The following is a 19,493-nucleotide window of genomic DNA, read 5'->3' as shown; positions in this document are numbered from 1 at the left end:
TTCAGGAAGGTTACCCCTTACGCCCTGAAGCGTAAGGGGTAAAAGCATTACAGGGCAGCGATAACCGCCTGCTGCTCAATCAGCTTGGTCTTCGCATCGGCGAAGGCAACCAGACGCTCACGCTCTTTCGCGATGACCGCTTCCGGCGCGCGGGCAACAAAGCCTTCGTTCGCCAGTTTGCTTTCGATTTTGCCAATTTCCACGTCGACTTTCGCCACTTCTTTCGCCAGACGAGCCAGCTCGGCGTCTTTGTCGATCAGACCTGCCATCGGGATCAGCAGCTCGGCACCGTCGATGATTTTGGTCACGGAAACCGGACCTTTATCATCCGCAGGCAGCACGGTGATGCTTTCCAGACGCGCCATGGTTTTCAGGAAGGTGTTGTTCTCAGTGACGCGACGAACGGCCGCTTCGCTGCACCCGCGCAGCAACAGCTCCAGCGGTTTGCCCGGGGCGATGTTCATTTCAGCACGAATGTTACGTACCGCCACGATCGCCTGCTTCAGCCACTCGGTATCCGCAGACGCCGCTTCATCGACTTTCGCCGCATCGAATGCCGGGAACGGCTGCAGCATGATGGTGTCGGCGTTGATGCCTGCAATCACCTTCACGCGCTGCCAGATGGTCTCGGTGATGAATGGAATAACCGGGTGCGCCAGGCGCAGCAGGCCTTCCAGAACGGTAATCAGCGTGTTGCGCGTGCCGCGCAGCTCTGCCTCAGTGCCGCCGTTCATGACCGGCTTCGCCAGCTCCAGATACCAGTCACAGAACTGGTTCCAGGTGAATTCATACAGAATGCCCGCCGCGATGTCGAAGCGGTAGCTGTCCAGCGCCTCGCGGAACGCTTTCACCGTCTGGTTGAATTCCGCCAGGATCCAGCGGTCAGCCAGGGAGAGGGTCATCTCGCCGCCGTTGAAGCCGCAATCCTGATCTTCGGTGTTCATCAGCACGAAGCGGCTGGCGTTCCACAGCTTGTTACAGAAGTTACGGTAACCTTCCAGACGCTTCATGTCCCAGTTGATGTCACGACCGGTCGAGGCCAGCGCCGCCAGGGTGAAACGCAGGGCGTCGGTACCGTGAGCCTCAATCCCGTTCGGGAACTGCTTCTCGGTGCGCTTGCGGATTTTCTCCGCCAGCTGCGGCTGCATCATGTTGCCGGTGCGTTTTTCCAGCAGCTCTTCCAGAGAGATACCATCAACCATATCCAGCGGGTCGATGACGTTACCCTTGGATTTGGACATCTTCTGGCCTTCGTCGTCGCGGATCAGACCGGTCATGTAGACGGTATGGAACGGAACCTGCGGCTTGCCGTCTTCGTCTTTGATGAAGTGCATGGTCATCATGATCATGCGGGCAATCCAGAAGAAGATAATGTCGAAGCCGGACACCATCACGCTGGTTGGGTGGAACTGACGCAGCGCGTCGGTGTTTTCTGGCCAGCCGAGGGTGGAGAAGGTCCACAGCGCGGAGGAGAACCAGGTATCCAGCACGTCTTCGTCCTGACGCAGGGCTACGTCAGCGCTCAGGTTGTTTTCCTGACGCACTTCATCTTCGCTGCGGCCAACGTAAACGTTGCCGTCGTTGTCGTACCATGCCGGGATACGGTGACCCCACCACAGCTGACGGGAGATACACCAGTCCTGAATATCGCGCATCCAGGAGAAGTACATGTTTTCATACTGCTTCGGTACGAACTGAATGCTGCCGTTTTCAACCGCTTCCACAGCCGGTTTCGCCAGCACGTCGGCACGTACGTACCACTGGTCGGTCAGCATTGGCTCGATAACCACGCCACCACGGTCGCCGTACGGCACGGTCAGGTCGTGAGGCTTGATCTCTTTCAGCAGGCCCAGTGCGTCAACGGCAGCCACAATCGCTTTACGCGCAGCAAAGCGTTCCAGCTTCTGGAACTCGGCCGGGATGTCGCTGGAATAAACGTCGGATTCGTTGCCTTTGGTGTCGTACACTTCTGCGCTTTCGCGGATATCGCCGTCGAAGGTCAGAATGTTGATCATCGGCAGGGCGTGACGACGACCCACTTCATAGTCGTTGAAGTCGTGCGCCGGGGTGATTTTCACGCAGCCGGTGCCTTTTTCCATGTCGGCGTGTTCGTCGCCCACAATCGGAATACGGCGGTTTACCAGCGGCAGCACCACGAATTTGCCAATCAGATCTTTATAACGTGGATCTTCCGGGTTAACGGCCACGCCGGTATCGCCCAGCAGGGTTTCCGGACGGGTGGTCGCGACCACCAGGTAATCTTTACCGTCGGCGGTTTTTGCGCCGTCGGCCAGTGGATAGCGGATATGCCACATGGAGCCCTTGGACTCGCGGTTTTCCACTTCCAGGTCCGAAATTGCGGTGCGCAGTTTCGGATCCCAGTTGACCAGGCGTTTGCCACGGTAAATCAGGTCTTCTTTGTACAGACGGACGAAGACTTCTTTCACGGCGTTGGAGAGGCCTTCATCCATGGTGAAGCGCTCGCGCTCCCAGTCCACGGAGTTGCCGAGGCGGCGCATCTGACGGGTAATCGTGCCGCCGGATTCCGCTTTCCACTGCCAGATTTTGTCGATGAACGCGTCGCGACCGTAGTCGTGGCGGGTTTTCCCTTCTTCAGCGGCAATTTTACGCTCAACCACCATCTGGGTCGCGATACCCGCGTGGTCAGTCCCCGCCTGCCACAGGGTGTTTTTCCCCTGCATGCGCTGGTAGCGGATCATGGTGTCCATGATGGTCTGCTGGAAAGCATGACCCATATGCAAACTGCCGGTGACGTTCGGCGGCGGGATCATGATGCAGAAGGACTCTTTGCTTTCGTCGCCGTTAGGCTTGAAATAGCCCTGCTGTTCCCAGTGCTCGTAAAGCGGCTGTTCGATATCGCGTGGGTTATATGTCTTTTCCATTATTTCCAGGTTGCCGTATTCAGGTTAAAACCAGCCAGGCGGTACGCTTTATAGCGTTCGCGCGCCAGTTGTTTCAAAGATTCTTCGTAAGGGACAAAGTCTACCACTTCTGTGAAAGCGGTGGCAAAATCTGCAAAATCTATCCGCAGGCTAATCAGAATGTCGCGCGCGCTGCTGTTGCGCTTTTGCGGCCAGGCAATTTCAACCGGCGCCCCGCCGCGTGGCCCTTCGCCTGACAGGTTATGCGGAACAAAACTCTCCGGCGGGCGAGCCCACAGCGCTTCATCGAGACGAATCGCCTGCTGCTCATCTTCACAGGCGATCAACACGCGTTTGCCTGCGCGCCAACGTTCTGCGGCAATTTCACACACCAGCTGTTCGACGGCGCTGAGACCGTCCTGATGGGTGTCGTTGTCCAGAAGGTAGAACGTTGCATTCTTCATATATGGGGCTTCTTAGTTTTGGATTCAAATGCAAAGCCGGGTGGCGCTACGCTTACCCGGCCTACGGTTGAATGACGTTGTAGGCCGGGTAAGGCGAAGCCGCCACCCGGCATTTTATATCATTCGTCGCCGTTAAAACCCGCGCGATTGAGCAGGAACTGCGACAGCAGCGCTACCGGACGACCGGTTGCGCCTTTGGCCTTGCCGGAGCGCCATGCGGTACCCGCGATATCCAGGTGCGCCCAGTTGTACTTACGGGTGAAGCGCGCCAGGAAGCAGCCCGCGGTGATCGCCCCGCCAGGACGTCCGCCGATGTTCGCCATATCCGCGAAGTTAGACTCCAGCTGCTCCTGATATTCGTCACCCAGCGGCAGACGCCATGCGCGGTCACCGGCCTGCTCCGAGGCACCAATCAGCTCGTGCGCCAGTGGATTGTGGTTCGACATCAGGCCGGTGATGTGGTGGCCCAGCGCAATCACACAGGCGCCGGTGAGCGTGGCGACGTCAATGACCGCTTCCGGTTCGAAGCGCTCAACGTAGGTCAGCACGTCACAGAGTACCAGACGGCCTTCGGCGTCGGTGTTCAGTACTTCAACGGTCTGGCCGGACATGGTGGTCAGGACGTCACCCGGACGATAAGCGCGACCGCCAGGCATGTTTTCGCAGCCCGCCAGAACGCCGATCACGTTGATGGGCAACTGAAGTTCCGCGACCATGCGCATGACGCCGTAAACCGCCGCCGCGCCGCACATGTCATACTTCATCTCGTCCATGCCTTCGGCAGGCTTGATGGAGATACCGCCGGAATCGAAGGTCAGGCCTTTACCGACCAGCACGACAGGGCGCGCGTCTTCGGCCGGGTTGCCCTTGTACTCGATGACGGACATCAGGGATTCGTTCTGCGAGCCGTTACCGACTGCCAGGTAAGAGTGCATTCCCAGCTCTTTCATCTGCTGTTCGCCGATGACGCGGGTAATGACGTTTTTACTGTAGGCGTCGGCCAACTGACGTGCCTGAGAGGCCAGGTACGCCGCGTTACAGATGTTGGGTGGCATGTTGCCGAGATCTTTAGCCGCTTTAATGCCGGCAGCAATTGCCAGACCGTGCTGGATCGCGCGTTCGCCGCTGGTCAGTTCGCGGCGGGTTGGCACGTTGAAGACCATTTTACGCAACGGACGACGTGGCTCGCTTTTATTGGTCTTCAGCTGATCGAAGCTGTACAGGCTCTCTTTTGCCGTTTCGACCGCCTGACGCACTTTCCAGTAGGTGTTACGCCCTTTAACGTGCAGCTCGGTCAGGAAGCAGACGGCTTCCATTGAACCGGTATCATTCAGCGTATTGATTGTTTTCTGAATCACCTGCTTATACTGACGTTCATCCAGCTCGCGTTCTTTGCCGCAGCCAATCAGCAGAATGCGCTCTGAGAGTACGTTCGGAACATGGTGCAGTAACAGCGTCTGCCCAGGTTTGCCTTCCAGTTCGCCACGGCGCAGCAGGGCGCTAATATAGCCGTCACTGATTTTATCGAGTTGCTCGGCGATCGGGGAGAGTCGGCGTGGTTCAAAGACGCCCACAACGATGCAGGCACTCCGCTGTTTCTCCGGGCTACCGCTTTTTACACTGAACTCCATGCACTACGCTCCTGAATCTTAAAGACAACGGCGGCTGCTACGGATAGAATTGAAACCTTTCGTAACTCATGTCCGCTGTTGTGGTGACTTCGTGTTAATCTTACGTTACTACGGTTTCGACACGTCAGAAAAAGTCCTGAAGCGTGAATCCGCCGGATGTTTTAATCTTAGCGATGATTTCGACGACTCAAGAGAATAAATGACGTTTAAGCCATGAAACAAGCGATTTTCCAGCAAAGAGACGGGTTTTTACGGGCGTATTTAAAGTGATAATCATAAGATATCTGGTGCGGGAGACGCTCAAAAGCCAACTGGCGATCCTCTTCATCCTGCTGCTGATTTTTTTCTGTCAGAAGCTGGTTAAGATCCTCGGTGCGGCCGTTGACGGCGAAATTCCAACAAATCTGGTGCTTTCCCTGCTTGGTTTAGGGATCCCGGAAATGGCGCAGCTTATCCTGCCGCTAAGTCTTTTCCTTGGCCTGCTCATGACGCTTGGGAAACTCTATACCGAGAGTGAAATCACGGTGATGCATGCCTGTGGCCTGAGCAAAGCGGTCCTGGTGAAAGCCGCCATGATACTGGCGCTGTTCACGGGTATCGTTGCGGCGGTGAATGTGATGTGGGCGGGCCCCATGTCTTCCCGCCATCAGGACGAAGTGCTGGCCGAAGCGAAAGCCAACCCCGGCATGGCGGCGTTAGCCCAGGGGCAGTTCCAGCAGGCAACCGACGGAAACTCCGTGCTGTTTATTGAGAGCGTTGACGGCAGTAAATTCAACGATGTCTTCCTGGCGCAGCTGCGTCCTAAAGGTAACGCGCGTCCTTCCGTGGTGGTGGCAGATTCCGGTCAGCTGGCTCAGCGCAAAGATGGTTCTCAGGTCGTGACGCTGAACAAAGGCACCCGTTTCGAAGGCACCGCGATGTTGCGTGACTTCCGCATTACGGATTTCCAGAACTATCAGGCCATTATCGGCCATCAGACGGTGTCGCTCGATCCAACGGATACCGAGCAAATGGACATGCGTACCCTCTGGAATACCGATACCAACCGCGCGCGCGCTGAGTTCCACTGGCGTATTACGCTCGTCTTCACCGTGTTTATGATGGCGCTGATTGTCGTTCCGCTGAGCGTGGTGAACCCGCGTCAGGGACGCGTGCTCTCTATGCTGCCGGCGATGCTGCTTTACCTGATCTATTTCCTGCTGCAAACCTCGATTCGTTCCAACGGCGCGAAGGGCAAGCTGGATCCCATGATCTGGACGTGGTTCGTCAACAGCCTGTACATCTTACTGGCGCTGGGGTTAAACCTGTGGGATACGGTGCCTGTGCGGCGCATACGTGCCCGATTCTCGCGTAAAGGAGCCATCTAATGCAGGCGTTTGGCGTTCTTGATCGCTATATCGGTAAAACCATTTTTACCACCATCATGATGACATTGTTCATGCTGGTGTCGCTCTCCGGCATTATCAAATTTGTCGATCAGCTGAAAAAAGCCGGGCAGGGGAGCTATGACGCGCTGGGCGCGGGGATGTATACCCTGCTCAGCGTGCCGAAAGATGTGCAGATCTTCTTCCCGATGGCGGCCCTGCTGGGGGCGCTGCTGGGGCTGGGTATGCTGGCGCAGCGCAGCGAGCTGGTCGTTATGCAGGCCTCGGGTTTTACCCGCATGCAGGTCGCGCTGTCGGTAATGAAAACCGCCATCCCACTGGTGCTGTTGACCATGGCGATTGGCGAGTGGGTCGCGCCGCAGGGCGAACAGATGGCGCGTAACTATCGTGCTCAGGCGATGTACGGCGGCTCACTGCTCTCGACTCAGCAAGGTTTATGGGCGAAAGACGGTAAAAACTTCGTCTACATCGAACGGGTGAAGGGGAATGATGAACTGGGCGGAGTGAGCATCTACGCTTTCGATGACCAGCGCCGTCTGCAGTCCGTTCGCCACGCCTCTTCGGCGAAGTTTGACGCTGAACATAAGCAGTGGCGGTTGTCCCAGGTTGATGAATCTAACCTGACCGATCCGAAACAGATTACGGGTTCTCAGACGGTAACCGGTACGTGGAAAACCAACCTGACGCCCGATAAGCTCGGTGTCGTGGCGCTGGATCCTGACGCGCTCTCCATCAGCGGTTTGCACAACTATGTGAAATACCTGAAGTCGAGCGGACAGGATGCGGGACGCTATCAGCTCAACATGTGGAGCAAAATCTTCCAGCCGATGTCCGTGGCGGTAATGATGCTGATGGCGCTGTCGTTTATCTTCGGTCCGTTGCGCAGCGTGCCGATGGGGGTTCGCGTCGTGACCGGTATCAGCTTCGGCTTTGTGTTCTACGTGCTCGATCAGATCTTCGGTCCGCTGACGCTGGTTTATGGCATTCCGCCGATTATCGGTGCGCTGCTGCCAAGCGCCAGCTTCCTCCTGATCAGTCTCTGGCTGCTGTTGAAACGCTCCTGATTGACCTCTCCTCGCTTCCGGTTGCCCGGGAGCGAGGCTAATCTCCTGTTTCACCCCGCATTTTTTCTCACAACCTTCAACGTCCCGCCGCGAATTTGAGTATTATTGAGCGATAACGTCGTGAAGGGATCCTCTATGAAGCAAATTCGAATGCTTGCCCAGTATTACGTCGACCTGATGATGAAGCTTGGGCTGGTGCGTTTTTCCATGCTGCTTGCGCTGGCGCTGGTCGTTCTGGCCATTGTCGTGCAAATGGCGGTTACCATGGTTCTGCATGGTCAGGTCGAGAGTATCGACGTCATCCGCTCCATCTTCTTTGGCTTGCTTATTACTCCCTGGGCGGTCTATTTCCTTTCCGTAGTGGTTGAACAGCTGGAAGAGTCCCGTCAGCGTCTGTCTAAGCTGGTGGATAAACTGGAAGAGATGCGCGAGCGTGACCTGAAGCTCAACGTCCAGCTCAAAGACAACATTGCGCAGCTGAATCAGGAGATTTCAGATCGTGAGAAGGCGGAGGCCGAGCGTCAGGCCACCCTGGAGCAGCTGAAAATTGAAATGAAAGAGCGCGAGGTCACGCAGATCCAGCTTGAGCAGCAATCCTCTTTCCTGCGGTCGTTCCTGGATGCGTCGCCGGATCTGGTGTTCTACCGTAATGAAGATAAAGAATTTTCCGGCTGTAACCGGGCGATGGAGTTGCTTACCGGGAAAAGCGAGAAGCAGCTGATTCACCTGAAGCCGCAGGACGTTTACTCTGAAGAGGCGGCGGCCAAGGTCATGGAGACCGACGAAAAAGTCTTCCGTCATAACGTCTCGCTGACCTATGAACAGTGGCTGGATTACCCGGACGGGCGCAAAGCCTGCTTTGAGATCCGTAAGGTGCCCTACTATGACCGCGTGGGCAAACGCCACGGGCTGATGGGCTTTGGCCGCGACATTACCGAGCGTAAGCGCTACCAGGATGCCCTGGAGCGTGCCAGCCGCGACAAGACCACCTTTATCTCCACCATCAGCCACGAGCTGCGTACACCGCTTAACGGCATCGTCGGGCTGAGTCGTATTCTGCTGGATACCGACCTGACCGCAGAGCAGGAAAAATACCTCAAGACTATCCATGTCTCAGCGGTCACGCTGGGTAATATCTTCAATGATATTATTGATATGGATAAGATGGAGCGCCGTAAAGTTCAGCTTGATAACCAGCCGGTTGATTTCACCAGCTTCCTTGCCGATCTGGAAAACCTGTCCGGCTTGCAGGCGCAGCAGAAGGGCCTGAGCTTTGTTATGGAGCCCACCCTGCCGCTGCCGCATAAGGTGGTGACTGACGGCACGCGACTGCGCCAGATCCTGTGGAACCTGATCAGCAACGCGGTGAAATTCACCCAGAAGGGGCAGGTGGCGGTGCGTATCCGCTATGACGAAGGCGACATGCTGCACTTCGAGGTAGAGGACTCCGGAATTGGTATTCCGCAGGAGGAGCAGGACAAGATCTTTGCTATGTACTACCAGGTGAAAGACAGCAACGGCGGGAAACCGGCGACCGGAACAGGCATTGGCCTGGCGGTCTCCAAACGTCTGGCGAAGAGCATGGGCGGTGATATCACCGTAGCCAGCCAGCCGGGCAAAGGGTCAACCTTCACGCTGACGGTCCATGCGCCAGCGGTGGCGGAAGAGGTAGAAGATACCTTTGAAAATGACGATATGCCGCTGCCAGCCCTGCACGTCCTGCTGGTGGAAGATATTGAGCTGAACGTTATCGTGGCGCGCTCGGTGCTGGAAAAACTGGGCAACAGCGTGGATGTCGCGATGACCGGCAAAGCCGCGCTGGAGATGTTTAAACCCGGCGAATACGATCTTGTTCTGCTGGATATTCAATTACCGGATATGACCGGGCTGGATATCTCGCGCGAGTTGACGCGTCAGTACGCGGCCGACGAACTGCCGCCGCTGGTTGCCCTGACGGCGAACGTGCTGAAAGATAAAAAAGAGTATCTCGATGCCGGTATGGACGATGTACTCAGCAAGCCGCTGGCGGTGCCTGCTCTGACCGCTATGATCAAAAAGTTCTGGGATACCCATGATGAAGAGGAGAGCACCATGACGTCTGTTGATAGCGCAAAAGCCCAAACGATACTCGATACCGCGATGCTGGAGCAGTATATCGATCTGGTGGGGCCGAAACTGATTACCGACGGTCTGGCCGTGTTCGAAAAAATGATGCCGGGCTATCTGAGCGTGCTGGAATCCAACCTGACGGCGCGTGACCAGAAGGGTATCGTGGAAGAAGGACATAAAATCAAAGGTGCAGCCGGCTCGGTTGGTTTACGCCACCTGCAGCAGCTGGGACAACAGATTCAGTCGCCTGATTTACCTGCATGGGAAGATAACGTGGGTGATTGGGTTGAAGAGATGAAGCAAGAGTGGCAAAACGATGTGGCGGTGCTTAAAGCCTGGGTTGACGCCAGAAAAAAATGACCCCGGATTAACCGGGGTGCGCGAATACTGCGCCAACACCAGGGAAATCGTGGCTGCGCCTGTTTTTAAACGTTATTTTCGAAAGGGCGCTGCCTGAAAAATTTAGGCCGCACGCAGATAAGATAGCAAATCTTAAATGGTTTGTTACATGAATCAGTGAAATGTGTGAAGCATAGCGTTTTAATCAAAATTATTAATGTGCTTCAGCAAGTTGCAGAAAAGGATTGTCATGATGAAAAAGATTGGTGTCGTGCTCAGCGGATGTGGTGTTTACGATGGTTCTGAGATACACGAAGCCGTCATTACGCTGCTGGCCCTGGCAAAGCAGGGAGCAGAGGTGATTTGTTTTGCGCCAGACAAAAATCAGGCGGATGTGATTAACCATCTGACCGGTGAACCAATGGCGGAAACCCGTAACGTGCTGATTGAAGCCGCACGTATTGCGCGAGGTGACATCCATCCTCTTATTCAGGCAGACGCCGAAGAGCTTGATGCGCTCATTGTGCCGGGTGGATTTGGTGCGGCCAAAAATCTCAGTACCTTTGCCGCGCAGGGCGCGGAGTGTCAGATCGATCCTCATCTCAAAGCGCTGTCGCAGGCCATGCATGCGGCAGGGAAACCGCTGGGCTTTATCTGTATCGCACCGGCGATGTTGCCTAAGATTTTTGATTTCCCGCTGCGCCTGACCATCGGGACGGATATTGATACCGCGGAAATCGTCGAGGAAATGGGGGGCGAACACGTTCCGTGCCCGGTGGATGACATTGTGGTTGATGAAGATAATAAAATTGTCACCACGCCGGCCTATATGCTGGCGCAGAATATTGCAGAAGCGGCTACGGGAATCGAAAAGCTGGTCGCCCGCGTGCTGGTGTTGGCTGAATGAGTCGTCAATCCGGCGCAGGTGCGTGGGTAAAACGTACTTTATTGCGCATCGTTCTGGTGCTGGCGGTGTTTTGGGGCGGTGGACTCGCCCTGTTCAGCATTATGCCGGTCCCGTTCTCCGCCGTGATGGTTGAGCGTCAGCTCGGTGCGTGGCTCAGCGGTGATTTCGGCTATGTCGCCCATTCTGACTGGGTAAGCATGGACGAGATCTCGCCGTTCATGGGGCTGGCGGTCATCGCAGCGGAGGATCAGAAATTCCCGGAGCACTGGGGATTCGATGTGGCCGCGATTGAGAAGGCACTGGCGCATAACGAACGTCATGAAAACCGCGTGCGTGGCGCGTCAACGTTGTCGCAGCAGACGGCCAAAAATCTGTTTCTGTGGGACGGCCGCAGCTGGGTGCGAAAGGGGCTGGAAGCAGGATTAACCCTGGGCATGGAAACGGTCTGGAGCAAAAAGCGCATTCTGACCGTGTATCTCAACGTTGCCGAGTTTGGCGACGGGGTATATGGTGTCGAAGCTGCATCACAACGCTATTTTAATAAACCCGCCAGCAAGCTGAGCATGTCTGAGGCGGCGCTGCTCGCGGCTGTTCTGCCTAATCCCATTCGTTTTAAAGCCAGTGCCCCGTCAGGGTACGTGCGAAGCCGTCAGGCGTGGATCATGCGCCAGATGCGTCAGTTGGGAGGAGAAGGGTTTATGGAGAGCAACAAACTTATGTAGGGCGGGTAAGCGCAGCGCCACCCGCCTGAAGGGGAGAGACCTTAATCTTCGTCGAACCCCGCGTTAAACAGCGCAATCACCGCCGCCAGCGCTTCCTCTTCCTGAGGGCCGGTGGCTTCGACTTCAATCTGACGCCCTTTGGCGGAATCCAGCATCAGCAGCGCGATCACGCTGTTCGCTTCCGCTTCGGTACCTTCGTCATTCCTCAGCAGAACTTCTGCATCGAAACCCTGCATCAGCTCAAACAGCTTCATCGCCGGGCGCGCATGCATGCCCAGCTTATTGGTGATCTCAACGGTCTGTTTTACGGTCATGTTTTACGTTTTTCCAGCGTGCGATGACGGGACTGAACGTTCTTCCCGCGCGAGCGGAAATAGTCGGCCAGCTGTTCGGCGATATAAACCGAACGATGTTTACCGCCGGTACAGCCAATCGCTACCGTCAGGTAGCTACGATTGTTTGTCTCCAGCATAGGTAACCATAGCTCAAGGTAGCTTCGCGTCTGGTAGATAAAATTGTGAACTTCTGTGTGCCTGTCGAGGAAGGCCGCGACGGGTTTATCCAGACCGGTCATAGGACGCAGTTTCGGATCCCAGTGCGGGTTCGGCAGGAAGCGCACGTCGAAAACATAATCCGCATCGATCGGGATACCGTGCTTGAAGCCAAAGGATTCGAACACCATCGTCAGTTCGCGCTCGCGTTTACCCAACAACCGGGTACGCAGCATTTCAGCCAGCTCGTGGACGGACATCTCAGAGGTGTCGACAATCAGGTCGGCACGAGAACGCAGCGGCTCCAGCAGATCGCTCTCTTCATCGATAGCACTCTCCAGAGAGAGGTTCTTACTGGAAAGCGGGTGCAAACGACGGGTATCGCTGTAGCGGCGGATCAGGGTATTACGGTCTGCATCAAGGAACAGCAACTGCGGCGAGAACGCATCGGGCAGGTTACTCATGGCCTGTTCGAAGATCTCTGGCGATTCAGGCATGTTACGAACGTCGATACTGACGGCGGCCGAGGTTTGTCTCTCCGCCAGCGTACGGGCCAGTTCGGGCAACAACACGACCGGCAGGTTATCGACGCAGTAAAAACCCATGTCTTCCAGCGCGCGCAGAGCAACGGATTTCCCCGACCCTGAACGGCCACTGACAATCATCAGCACCATGTTCCGTTTCTCCTCAGGACAACAGATGTGAAGGCCATCTCCTGGTTATGCATCATCCTGATTGCCTTCTGCTTCAGTGATAATTTGATAGAGCTCTTCATCACTTTGAGCCGAGCGCAGTCGACGGCAAATGGTTTTGTCAGCCAGACGCTTGGCGACCAGCGACAGCGTATGCAGATGGGTTTTCGTCTGGTCAGCAGGCACCAGCAGCGCGAAGAGGAGATCGACGGGCTGGTTATCAATGGCATCGAAGGCGATCGGTGTTTCAAGCTGCACAAACACACCGACGGCACGCAGGGTATCCTCTTCCAGTTTGCCATGCGGGATCGCGATGCCGTTGCCGATACCGGTACTGCCCATCTTTTCACGGGTCAGAATCGCTTCGAACACCACCTGCGGCGGCAGGCCCAGCTGTTTTGCGGCCAGTTCACTGATGATCTCCAGCGCACGTTTTTTGCTCTGGCAGTGAACCGCACTGCGGGTACATTCCTGGTTAAGGACATTGCTCAGTTGAAGAGCGGAATCGTTGTTCATCATAATTTCACCTAAGCGCTAACTGTACAAATGGCCTGTTGTGCTTCACAACAGGCCGTCCTGCACCCGTTAACTGCCCGGACAATTAGTGTTGTTTCAGTTTATCTTTATGTTTATTGAGCTGTCGCGCAAGCTTATCAATCAAGCCGTCGATAGCAGCGTACATGTCTTGCCCTTCCGCACTGGCATGCAGTTCACCCCCGTTAACATGCAGGGTGGCATCCGAGATATGAGTCACTTTCTCCACTTTCAACACAATATAGACCTGATTGATCCTTTCGAAATACTGCTCGAGTTTTGCAAACTTCGTGTTCACAAAGTCGCGTAAAGCCTCAGTAATTTCGACGTTTTGTCCAGTGATGTTGAGCTGCATAGTGTCTTCCTTATCGGTTGTGTCAGACCAGCTGTTTACGCTGGTTGGACGGCGGAATGGATAAAGACTCTCGATACTTCGCAACAGTACGACGTGCCACCATAATACCCTGATCGGACAGCATGGTGGTTAACTTACTGTCGCTTAGCGGCTTCGCGGGGTTCTCCGCGGCGATCAACTTCTTCACCAGGGCACGGATGGCCGTGGACGACGCTTCGCCGCCGCCCTCGGTATTCACATGGCTGGAGAAGAAATACTTAAGCTCAAAAATACCGCGTGGACTGTGCAGATACTTCTGCGTGGTGACACGGGAAATGGTTGATTCATGCATCTCGACGGCCTGGGCGATATCCGCCAGCACCATCGGTTTCATATACTCTTCACCCTGCTCAAAGAACGCCTGCTGCTGTTCCACAATGCAGCGGCTGACGCGTAGCAGCGTATCATTTCGGCTCTCCAGACTTTTGATCAGCCATCGCGCTTCCTGCAAATTGCTACGAATATATTGATTGTCGGAGTCGTTACGCACGCTGGTGCACATGGAGGCATACTGCTGGTTGATTTGCAGGCGAGGGATACTGTCAGAGTTCAGTTCAACGACCCAGCGGCCGTTATTTTTTCTGACCAGCACATCCGGGATCACGTACTCGGGTTCGCTGGTCTGGATCGACTGACCGGGGCGCGGATCGAGCGACTGGATCAGATTCACCGCTTCTTTCAGCACCTCTTCTTTCAGGCGCGTGACGCGCATCAGGGTGCGGAAATCGTGGTTCGCCAGCAGATCAAGATGATCGCTGATGATTACGCGTGCCTCGTCGAGCCATGGCGTCTCTTTGCTGAACTGAGAAAGCTGGATCAGCAGGCAGTCGCGCAGATCTTTTGCGGCTACGCCTACCGGATCGAAACGCTGGATGCGCTTCAGAACGGCTTCAACTTCCTCAAGCTCAATTTCGTCGTCGCCCATGCTTTCCAGAATATCGTCCAGCGTGACGGTCAAATAGCCGGTGTCGTCAACGGCATCGACAATTGACGTGGCAATCGCGCGGTCGGTATCGGAGAAGGGGGTGAGTTCCACCTGCCACATCAGGTAATCCTGCAGCGACTGGGTGGTTTCTCCCTGATAGACCGGTAGCTCATCGTCCTGGTAGTCTGCACGCGTACCGGAAGGGGTGCCGGCGGTGTAGATTTCATCCCAGCTGGCATCCAGCGGAAGCTCGTCGGGCATCTCTTTTTGTTCGAGTGCATCCGCGGTATCGAGCGCTTCTGTATCCTGCGATTGCTGGGTATCTACCTCGTCATGAAGATCGGTTTGTTCCAGCAGGGGGTTGCTGTCCAGCGCCTGCTGGAGCTCCTGCTGAAGTTCTAACGTGGACAGTTGCAACAGGCGAATTGCCTGCTGTAGCTGCGGCGTCATCGCCAGTTGTTGGCTGAGCCTTAATTGCAAACCTTGCTTCATGTTCAGAGCATTTTTCTCCGGTTCGGCGTTACGTTACCTCTACCCTATCAGAGTCTGAAGTCTTCCCCAAGATAGACGCGCTTAACATGATCGTCTTCGAGGATCTGCTGCGGCGTACCGTGGGCGATCAGATTGCCCTGGCTCACAATATAGGCGCGTTCACACACGGCCAGCGTTTCACGCACGTTGTGGTCGGTGATCAGTACGCCAAGCCCGCTGTCGCGCAGGTGTTCAATGATACGTTTGATGTCGATAACGGAGATCGGGTCAACGCCCGCAAACGGTTCATCCAGCAGGATAAATTTCGGGTTTGCGGCCAGCGCACGCGCAATCTCAACACGACGGCGTTCGCCCCCGGAGAGTGCCTGACCGAGGCTGTCGCGCAGATGCTCGATGTGGAACTCTTCCATCAGCTCGTTGGCACGATCCTGACGCTGTTCGTTGGTCAGATCGTTACGAATTTGCAGGACCGCCATCAGGTTGTCGTAAACGCTGAGACGACGGAAAATGGAGGCTTCCTGCGGCAGATAGCCGATCCCGCGACGCGCGCGCGCGTGGAGCGGCAGAAGGCTGATGTCTTCATCGTCAATGATAATGTTGCCGGCATCGCGCGGCACAATACCCACAACCATGTAGAAGGTTGTCGTTTTACCCGCACCGTTCGGGCCAAGCAGCCCGACGATTTCGCCGGAGTTAACGGTCAGACTGACATCTTCTACGACACGGCGGCCCTTATAGGCCTTCGCGAGATTTTTTGCAGTTAATGTTGCCATAACGAATTAGTTACTCTTCTTCTGTGCCGGGGCCTGGCCCTTGCCTTTATCCTGCAGCTGCGACGGAACCAGAACGGTGGTGACGCGTTTGCCTTTCTCGCTGGAGGCCTGCATTTTTTGCTCTTTAACCAGATAGGTAATCTGGTCGCCGGTAATGTTGCTGTCCAGCTGTTCCAGATAGGCATTGCCGGTCAGGATGACCAGGTCCTTCGCCAGCTCATAGTGCATGTGCGTGGCGCGGCCTTTCACCGGCTTGCCGTTGTCCTGCATCTGGTAGAAGGTCGCCGGATTACCATAGCCATCGATAATCTCTTTGCCCTGCTCGCCACCTGGACGGGTCACGACCACTTTGTCGGCGTTGATTTTGATGGTGCCCTGGGTCATGACGACGTTACCCGTGAAGGTGACGACGTTACCCTGCATATCGAGAGACTGGGTGTCGGACTCGATATGAATCGGCTGGTCGGTATCGCCCGTTACAGCAAGCGCGGGGAGACTGGTCGCCAGCATCGCGCTGGCGATAATTACTTTAAGGCTGAGTTTGTTTGTTTTGAATTTCATAGGAGGTTCTAACCTTTTCAATCAGCTCGGCGTTCTTGCTGCGTAAGTTCCCGCGCATTCTCAAACCGCTGGAATTAAATGTTGTGCCATACAGTGTGACCAGATCCTGCGACGTCACGTCCTGGGTTACCAGGTTGATCTGGGCATTATCCGTCGTAATTTTTCGCAGTTGCGAGTCGGCGGTCAGGGCGTTGACTTCAACGTGACCATACAGATAAAGCATACGGTCATTTGTCAGTTTTGCCCGATCTGACTTAATTGACCACGTCGGCACTTTGTCCTTATCAAAGGTGGTCATGACAGGCTGGGTAAACCACGAAATACCGTCATCTGAAAAATATTCAACATGCTGGGCAATCAGGCGATAGTTCAGCGCGCCTTCCGGGCTGTAGACCACGGTGTCGCTGTGATCGCTTTTATAGGTTGGATCGTTATTGTTGATCACTTCCGTTTGCGTATCGTCGCGATCGGCAAGGTTCACGCCAATCAATACCAGTGCGACAAGCGAAAGCAAAATGATAATCCAACGTCTGGTTTTACTCATATCGATTGCCCTTTGGCCTCATCAAGCTTGCCCTGCGCCAGCAGAAGCAGATCGCAGACTTCACGGACAGCGCCGCGGCCACCGTTGATGTGGGTAACGTAGTCGGCACGCGGAATCAGCAGCGGATGCGCATCGGCAACGGCGATGCTCAGCCCAACTTCAGCCATCACGGGCCAGTCAATCAGGTCGTCCCCGACGTAAGCCACGTTTTCCGGCGCGATAGCCAGTTTACCCAGTAAATCATTGAACGCCGCCATCTTATCGGACTGGCCCTGATACAGATGGGTAATACCTAAGGTTTCACAGCGGTCTTCTACCAGTTTAGCGTTTCGCCCGGTGATGATCGCCACCTCAATCCCCGAGGTGAGCGCACAGCGGATACCGTAGCCATCGCGAACGTTAAACGCCTTCAGCTCTTCACCATTATTGCCCATGTAAATCAGGCCATCGGAGAGGACCCCATCCACATCCAGGATCAGCAGACGAATGTTTTTAGCCTTTGCCATCATCTGTGTACTGACCGGCCCATAACAGGTTGCAAGGGATGCACCCGCATTACTCATTGTCTTATCCTTCATTACACTACGCCTGCGCGCAGCAGATCATGCATATGTACCACACCCAGCAACTGGTCGCCATCGGCAACCATAACGGAGGTGATATGGCGGGACTGCATCAGGTTCAGCACGTCCACGGCCAGCGTACCCGGACGCACGCGGATGCCGCCGGGCGTCATCACATCGGCAATACCGAGCGTGCGGACATCGACACCCATATCGAACACGCGACGCAGGTCGCCATCGGTGAAGATCCCCTGAATTTTCATCAGATCGTCGCACACGACCGTCATCCCCAGATTCTTGCGGGTGATTTCCAGCAGCGCATCACGCAGGGAGGCTTCTTTACTGACGTGAGGGATCTCATCCCCGGTGTGCATAATATCGTTTACCCGCAGCAGGAGCTTGCGCCCCAGCGCGCCGCCCGGGTGGGACAGCGCGAAATCTTCCGGCGTAAAGCCACGGGCTTCCAGCAGCGCCACGGCAAGCGCATCGCCCATAACCAGTGCCGCGGTGGTGCTGGAGGTCGGCGCCAGGCCGAGTGGACAGGCCTCCTTGGGAACCTTCACGCACAGGTGAATATCGGCTGCGCGCGCCATGCTGCTTTCCGGACGGCTGGTCATGCAAATCAGCGGCACCTGCAGTCGCTTCAGTACCGGGATCAGCGCCAGGATTTCATTGGACTCACCGGAGTTGGAGAGCGCGATGACGATATCCTGCGGCGTGACCATACCCAGGTCCCCGTGCGCGGCTTCCCCCGGGTGGACAAAGAAGGACGAGGTGCCGGTACTGGCAAACGTTGCCGCCATTTTGCGTCCAATGTGGCCGGACTTGCCCATCCCCATCACCACGACTTTGCCGGCACAGTAGAATATCTTCTCACATGCCAGACTAAAATCCTGATTTATGTACTGATCTAACTGCGCCAGACCTTCACGTTCAATCTCCAGAACGTCTTTGCCTGCTTTCTGAAAGTCAAAACCCGGCTGCAATTCTATTTGCGACATAATGCGTTTCCGTTTACCCAGAGAGAAGAGGCGAGAGCCAGTACAGCATCGCCATCCATACGATAAATCCACCCGTCAGCAGCGCGCCTGCGCCTTTACCGATCTGTCGTTGCCGCCGCCAGCAGAGCAGGGCAAAAATCACGCTGACCAGCAACATCACGCCGTAATCACGTGAGAACGCCAGGGGATTAAAGGGCCCTGGCGAAATCAGGGCTGGCAGGCCCATCACAATGGCGATATTAAAAATGTTAGAGCCGATGATATTACCAATGGCAATGTCATCCTCACCTTTACGGGCCCCCGCAATGGCGGTGGCCAGCTCCGGCAGGCTGGTGCCGATGGCAATCACCGTCAGGCCAATGGTCAGCTCGCTGATGGCAAAATAGTTCGCCAGCACCGTCGCGTTATCCACGACCATGCGCGTTGCCATCGGCATGATGATCAGCGCGACGCCCAGCCAGAGCAGGGCAACAGGCAGCGTGCCTTCTCGTGGAAGCTCGGCGACCTGCTCACGCGTGAGGCTATCCTGACCCTGCTTTTCAGCCTGACGGGCGATTTTAACACTATACAGCAGCCAAATAACGGCCAGCGCCAGCAAGAAAATGCCGTCGCTGTAGCTCAGTACGCCATCGTAAAATACGCACCCTGCCAGCAGGCTTACGAGTAACATTAGCGGCAATTCACGGCGCAGAACATCAGAATGCACGCGAAATGGATGGAGCAGCGCGGCCAGGCCCAAAATCAATAAAATATTGACGATGTTAGAGCCAATCGCGGTGCCGACTGCCAGGTCTACCTGGCCATGCAGCGATGCCGAGACAGAGACGATGATTTCAGGAAGTGACGTTCCTACGCTGACCACGGTCATCCCGATGACGACAGGCGGTACGCCACTCAGGCGACACAGGATAGATGCAGCAAACACTAAACGGTCAGCACTGTAGACCACCAACAGTAAACCAATTATTAACAGTGCTGTTGCTAAAAGCATCAAAAGTCCTTTCTTCAGGTATACTCGTC

Annotated in this window: 19 protein-coding genes; 5 read left to right on the top strand and 14 right to left on the bottom strand. The window is 55.5% G+C overall.

Going from position 1 to position 19,493, the window contains the following annotated elements:
* Positions 1-47 precede the first annotated feature (47 nt).
* The 3 genes from ACMWJS_RS17360 to pepA form a co-directional block, all read right to left on the bottom strand.
* The gene (locus ACMWJS_RS17360) at positions 48-2,903 is read right to left on the bottom strand and encodes a valine--tRNA ligase (RefSeq protein WP_414747352.1); all 2,856 of its coding nucleotides are present in this window, start codon (positions 2,901-2,903) and stop codon (positions 48-50) included.
* Positions 2,903-3,346, bottom strand: coding sequence for a DNA polymerase III subunit chi (holC, locus tag ACMWJS_RS17355; RefSeq protein WP_008502815.1), 444 nt, complete (start codon positions 3,344-3,346; stop codon positions 2,903-2,905). Before holC ends, ACMWJS_RS17360 begins: the two co-directional genes overlap by 1 nt.
* 119 nt (positions 3,347-3,465) lie before the next feature.
* Positions 3,466-4,977 (bottom strand): leucyl aminopeptidase, encoded by a 1,512-nt coding sequence (pepA, locus tag ACMWJS_RS17350; RefSeq protein WP_024906344.1) that lies wholly within the window; start codon positions 4,975-4,977, stop codon positions 3,466-3,468.
* A gap of 266 nt (positions 4,978-5,243) precedes the next feature.
* Between pepA and lptF the strand changes: the two genes are divergently transcribed.
* From lptF to mtgA, 5 genes are all read left to right on the top strand, one after another.
* On the top strand, positions 5,244-6,344 hold the full coding sequence (lptF, locus tag ACMWJS_RS17345) for an LPS export ABC transporter permease LptF (RefSeq protein WP_048028830.1): 1,101 nt from the start codon (positions 5,244-5,246) through the stop codon (positions 6,342-6,344).
* Positions 6,344-7,426 (top strand): LPS export ABC transporter permease LptG, encoded by a 1,083-nt coding sequence (lptG, locus tag ACMWJS_RS17340; protein ID WP_045910114.1) that lies wholly within the window; start codon positions 6,344-6,346, stop codon positions 7,424-7,426. The genes lptF and lptG overlap by 1 nt, the downstream gene beginning before the upstream one ends.
* Before the next feature lie 135 nt (positions 7,427-7,561).
* Positions 7,562-9,895, top strand: coding sequence for an aerobic respiration two-component sensor histidine kinase ArcB (gene arcB / locus ACMWJS_RS17335; protein WP_048225127.1), 2,334 nt, complete (start codon positions 7,562-7,564; stop codon positions 9,893-9,895).
* 232 nt (positions 9,896-10,127) lie between these two features.
* Positions 10,128-10,781 (top strand): isoprenoid biosynthesis glyoxalase ElbB, encoded by a 654-nt coding sequence (elbB, locus tag ACMWJS_RS17330; protein ID WP_262790031.1) that lies wholly within the window; start codon positions 10,128-10,130, stop codon positions 10,779-10,781.
* The gene (gene mtgA, locus ACMWJS_RS17325) at positions 10,778-11,503 is read left to right on the top strand and encodes a monofunctional biosynthetic peptidoglycan transglycosylase (RefSeq protein ID WP_414747351.1); all 726 of its coding nucleotides are present in this window, start codon (positions 10,778-10,780) and stop codon (positions 11,501-11,503) included. The genes elbB and mtgA overlap by 4 nt, the downstream gene beginning before the upstream one ends.
* Positions 11,504-11,544: 41 nt before the next feature.
* Here mtgA and npr read toward each other — a convergent pair whose 3' ends face one another.
* From npr to ACMWJS_RS17270, 11 genes are all read right to left on the bottom strand, one after another.
* Positions 11,545-11,817: a PTS phosphocarrier protein NPr gene (npr, locus tag ACMWJS_RS17320; RefSeq protein ID WP_003861872.1), complete on the bottom strand. Its 273-nt coding sequence runs from the start codon at positions 11,815-11,817 to the stop codon at positions 11,545-11,547.
* On the bottom strand, positions 11,814-12,668 hold the full coding sequence (rapZ, locus tag ACMWJS_RS17315) for an RNase adapter RapZ (RefSeq protein WP_045910110.1): 855 nt from the start codon (positions 12,666-12,668) through the stop codon (positions 11,814-11,816). The genes npr and rapZ overlap by 4 nt, the downstream gene beginning before the upstream one ends.
* A gap of 45 nt (positions 12,669-12,713) precedes the next feature.
* Positions 12,714-13,205 carry a PTS IIA-like nitrogen regulatory protein PtsN gene (gene ptsN, locus ACMWJS_RS17310; protein ID WP_008501443.1) on the bottom strand — a complete coding sequence of 164 codons (492 nt, stop codon included), beginning with the start codon at positions 13,203-13,205 and terminating at the stop codon, positions 12,714-12,716.
* A gap of 82 nt (positions 13,206-13,287) precedes the next feature.
* Positions 13,288-13,575, bottom strand: coding sequence for a ribosome hibernation promoting factor (gene hpf, locus ACMWJS_RS17305; RefSeq protein ID WP_013098943.1), 288 nt, complete (start codon positions 13,573-13,575; stop codon positions 13,288-13,290).
* 22 nt (positions 13,576-13,597) lie between these two features.
* Positions 13,598-15,031, bottom strand: a complete 1,434-nt coding sequence (rpoN, locus tag ACMWJS_RS17300) for an RNA polymerase factor sigma-54 (RefSeq protein WP_045910109.1) — start codon at positions 15,029-15,031, stop codon at positions 13,598-13,600.
* Positions 15,032-15,078: 47 nt separating this feature from the next.
* Positions 15,079-15,804, bottom strand: coding sequence for an LPS export ABC transporter ATP-binding protein (gene lptB / locus ACMWJS_RS17295; protein ID WP_008501446.1), 726 nt, complete (start codon positions 15,802-15,804; stop codon positions 15,079-15,081).
* Between the two features lie 6 nt (positions 15,805-15,810).
* Positions 15,811-16,365, bottom strand: a complete 555-nt coding sequence (gene lptA, locus ACMWJS_RS17290; RefSeq protein WP_020883526.1) for a lipopolysaccharide ABC transporter substrate-binding protein LptA — start codon at positions 16,363-16,365, stop codon at positions 15,811-15,813.
* A complete protein-coding gene (gene lptC, locus ACMWJS_RS17285) occupies positions 16,334-16,909 on the bottom strand; it encodes an LPS export ABC transporter periplasmic protein LptC (RefSeq protein ID WP_024906353.1) in 576 nt (191 codons plus the stop codon). Before lptC ends, lptA begins: the two co-directional genes overlap by 32 nt.
* On the bottom strand, positions 16,906-17,472 hold the full coding sequence (gene kdsC, locus ACMWJS_RS17280; protein ID WP_048225116.1) for a 3-deoxy-manno-octulosonate-8-phosphatase KdsC: 567 nt from the start codon (positions 17,470-17,472) through the stop codon (positions 16,906-16,908). The genes lptC and kdsC overlap by 4 nt, the downstream gene beginning before the upstream one ends.
* 14 nt (positions 17,473-17,486) lie before the next feature.
* A complete protein-coding gene (gene kdsD, locus ACMWJS_RS17275; RefSeq protein ID WP_008501450.1) occupies positions 17,487-18,473 on the bottom strand; it encodes an arabinose-5-phosphate isomerase KdsD in 987 nt (328 codons plus the stop codon).
* Between the two features lie 13 nt (positions 18,474-18,486).
* Positions 18,487-19,464, bottom strand: a complete 978-nt coding sequence (locus ACMWJS_RS17270) for a calcium/sodium antiporter (RefSeq protein WP_045334591.1) — start codon at positions 19,462-19,464, stop codon at positions 18,487-18,489.
* Positions 19,465-19,493 lie beyond the last annotated feature (29 nt).

It is taken from the genome of Enterobacter sp. HK-058-C-ECC, from assembly GCF_047531125.1.
Lineage (GTDB): Bacteria > Pseudomonadota > Gammaproteobacteria > Enterobacterales > Enterobacteriaceae > Enterobacter > Enterobacter quasiroggenkampii.
Note: the sequence above shows the minus strand (reverse complement) of the source record. Positions and strands in the feature narration are given on the sequence as shown.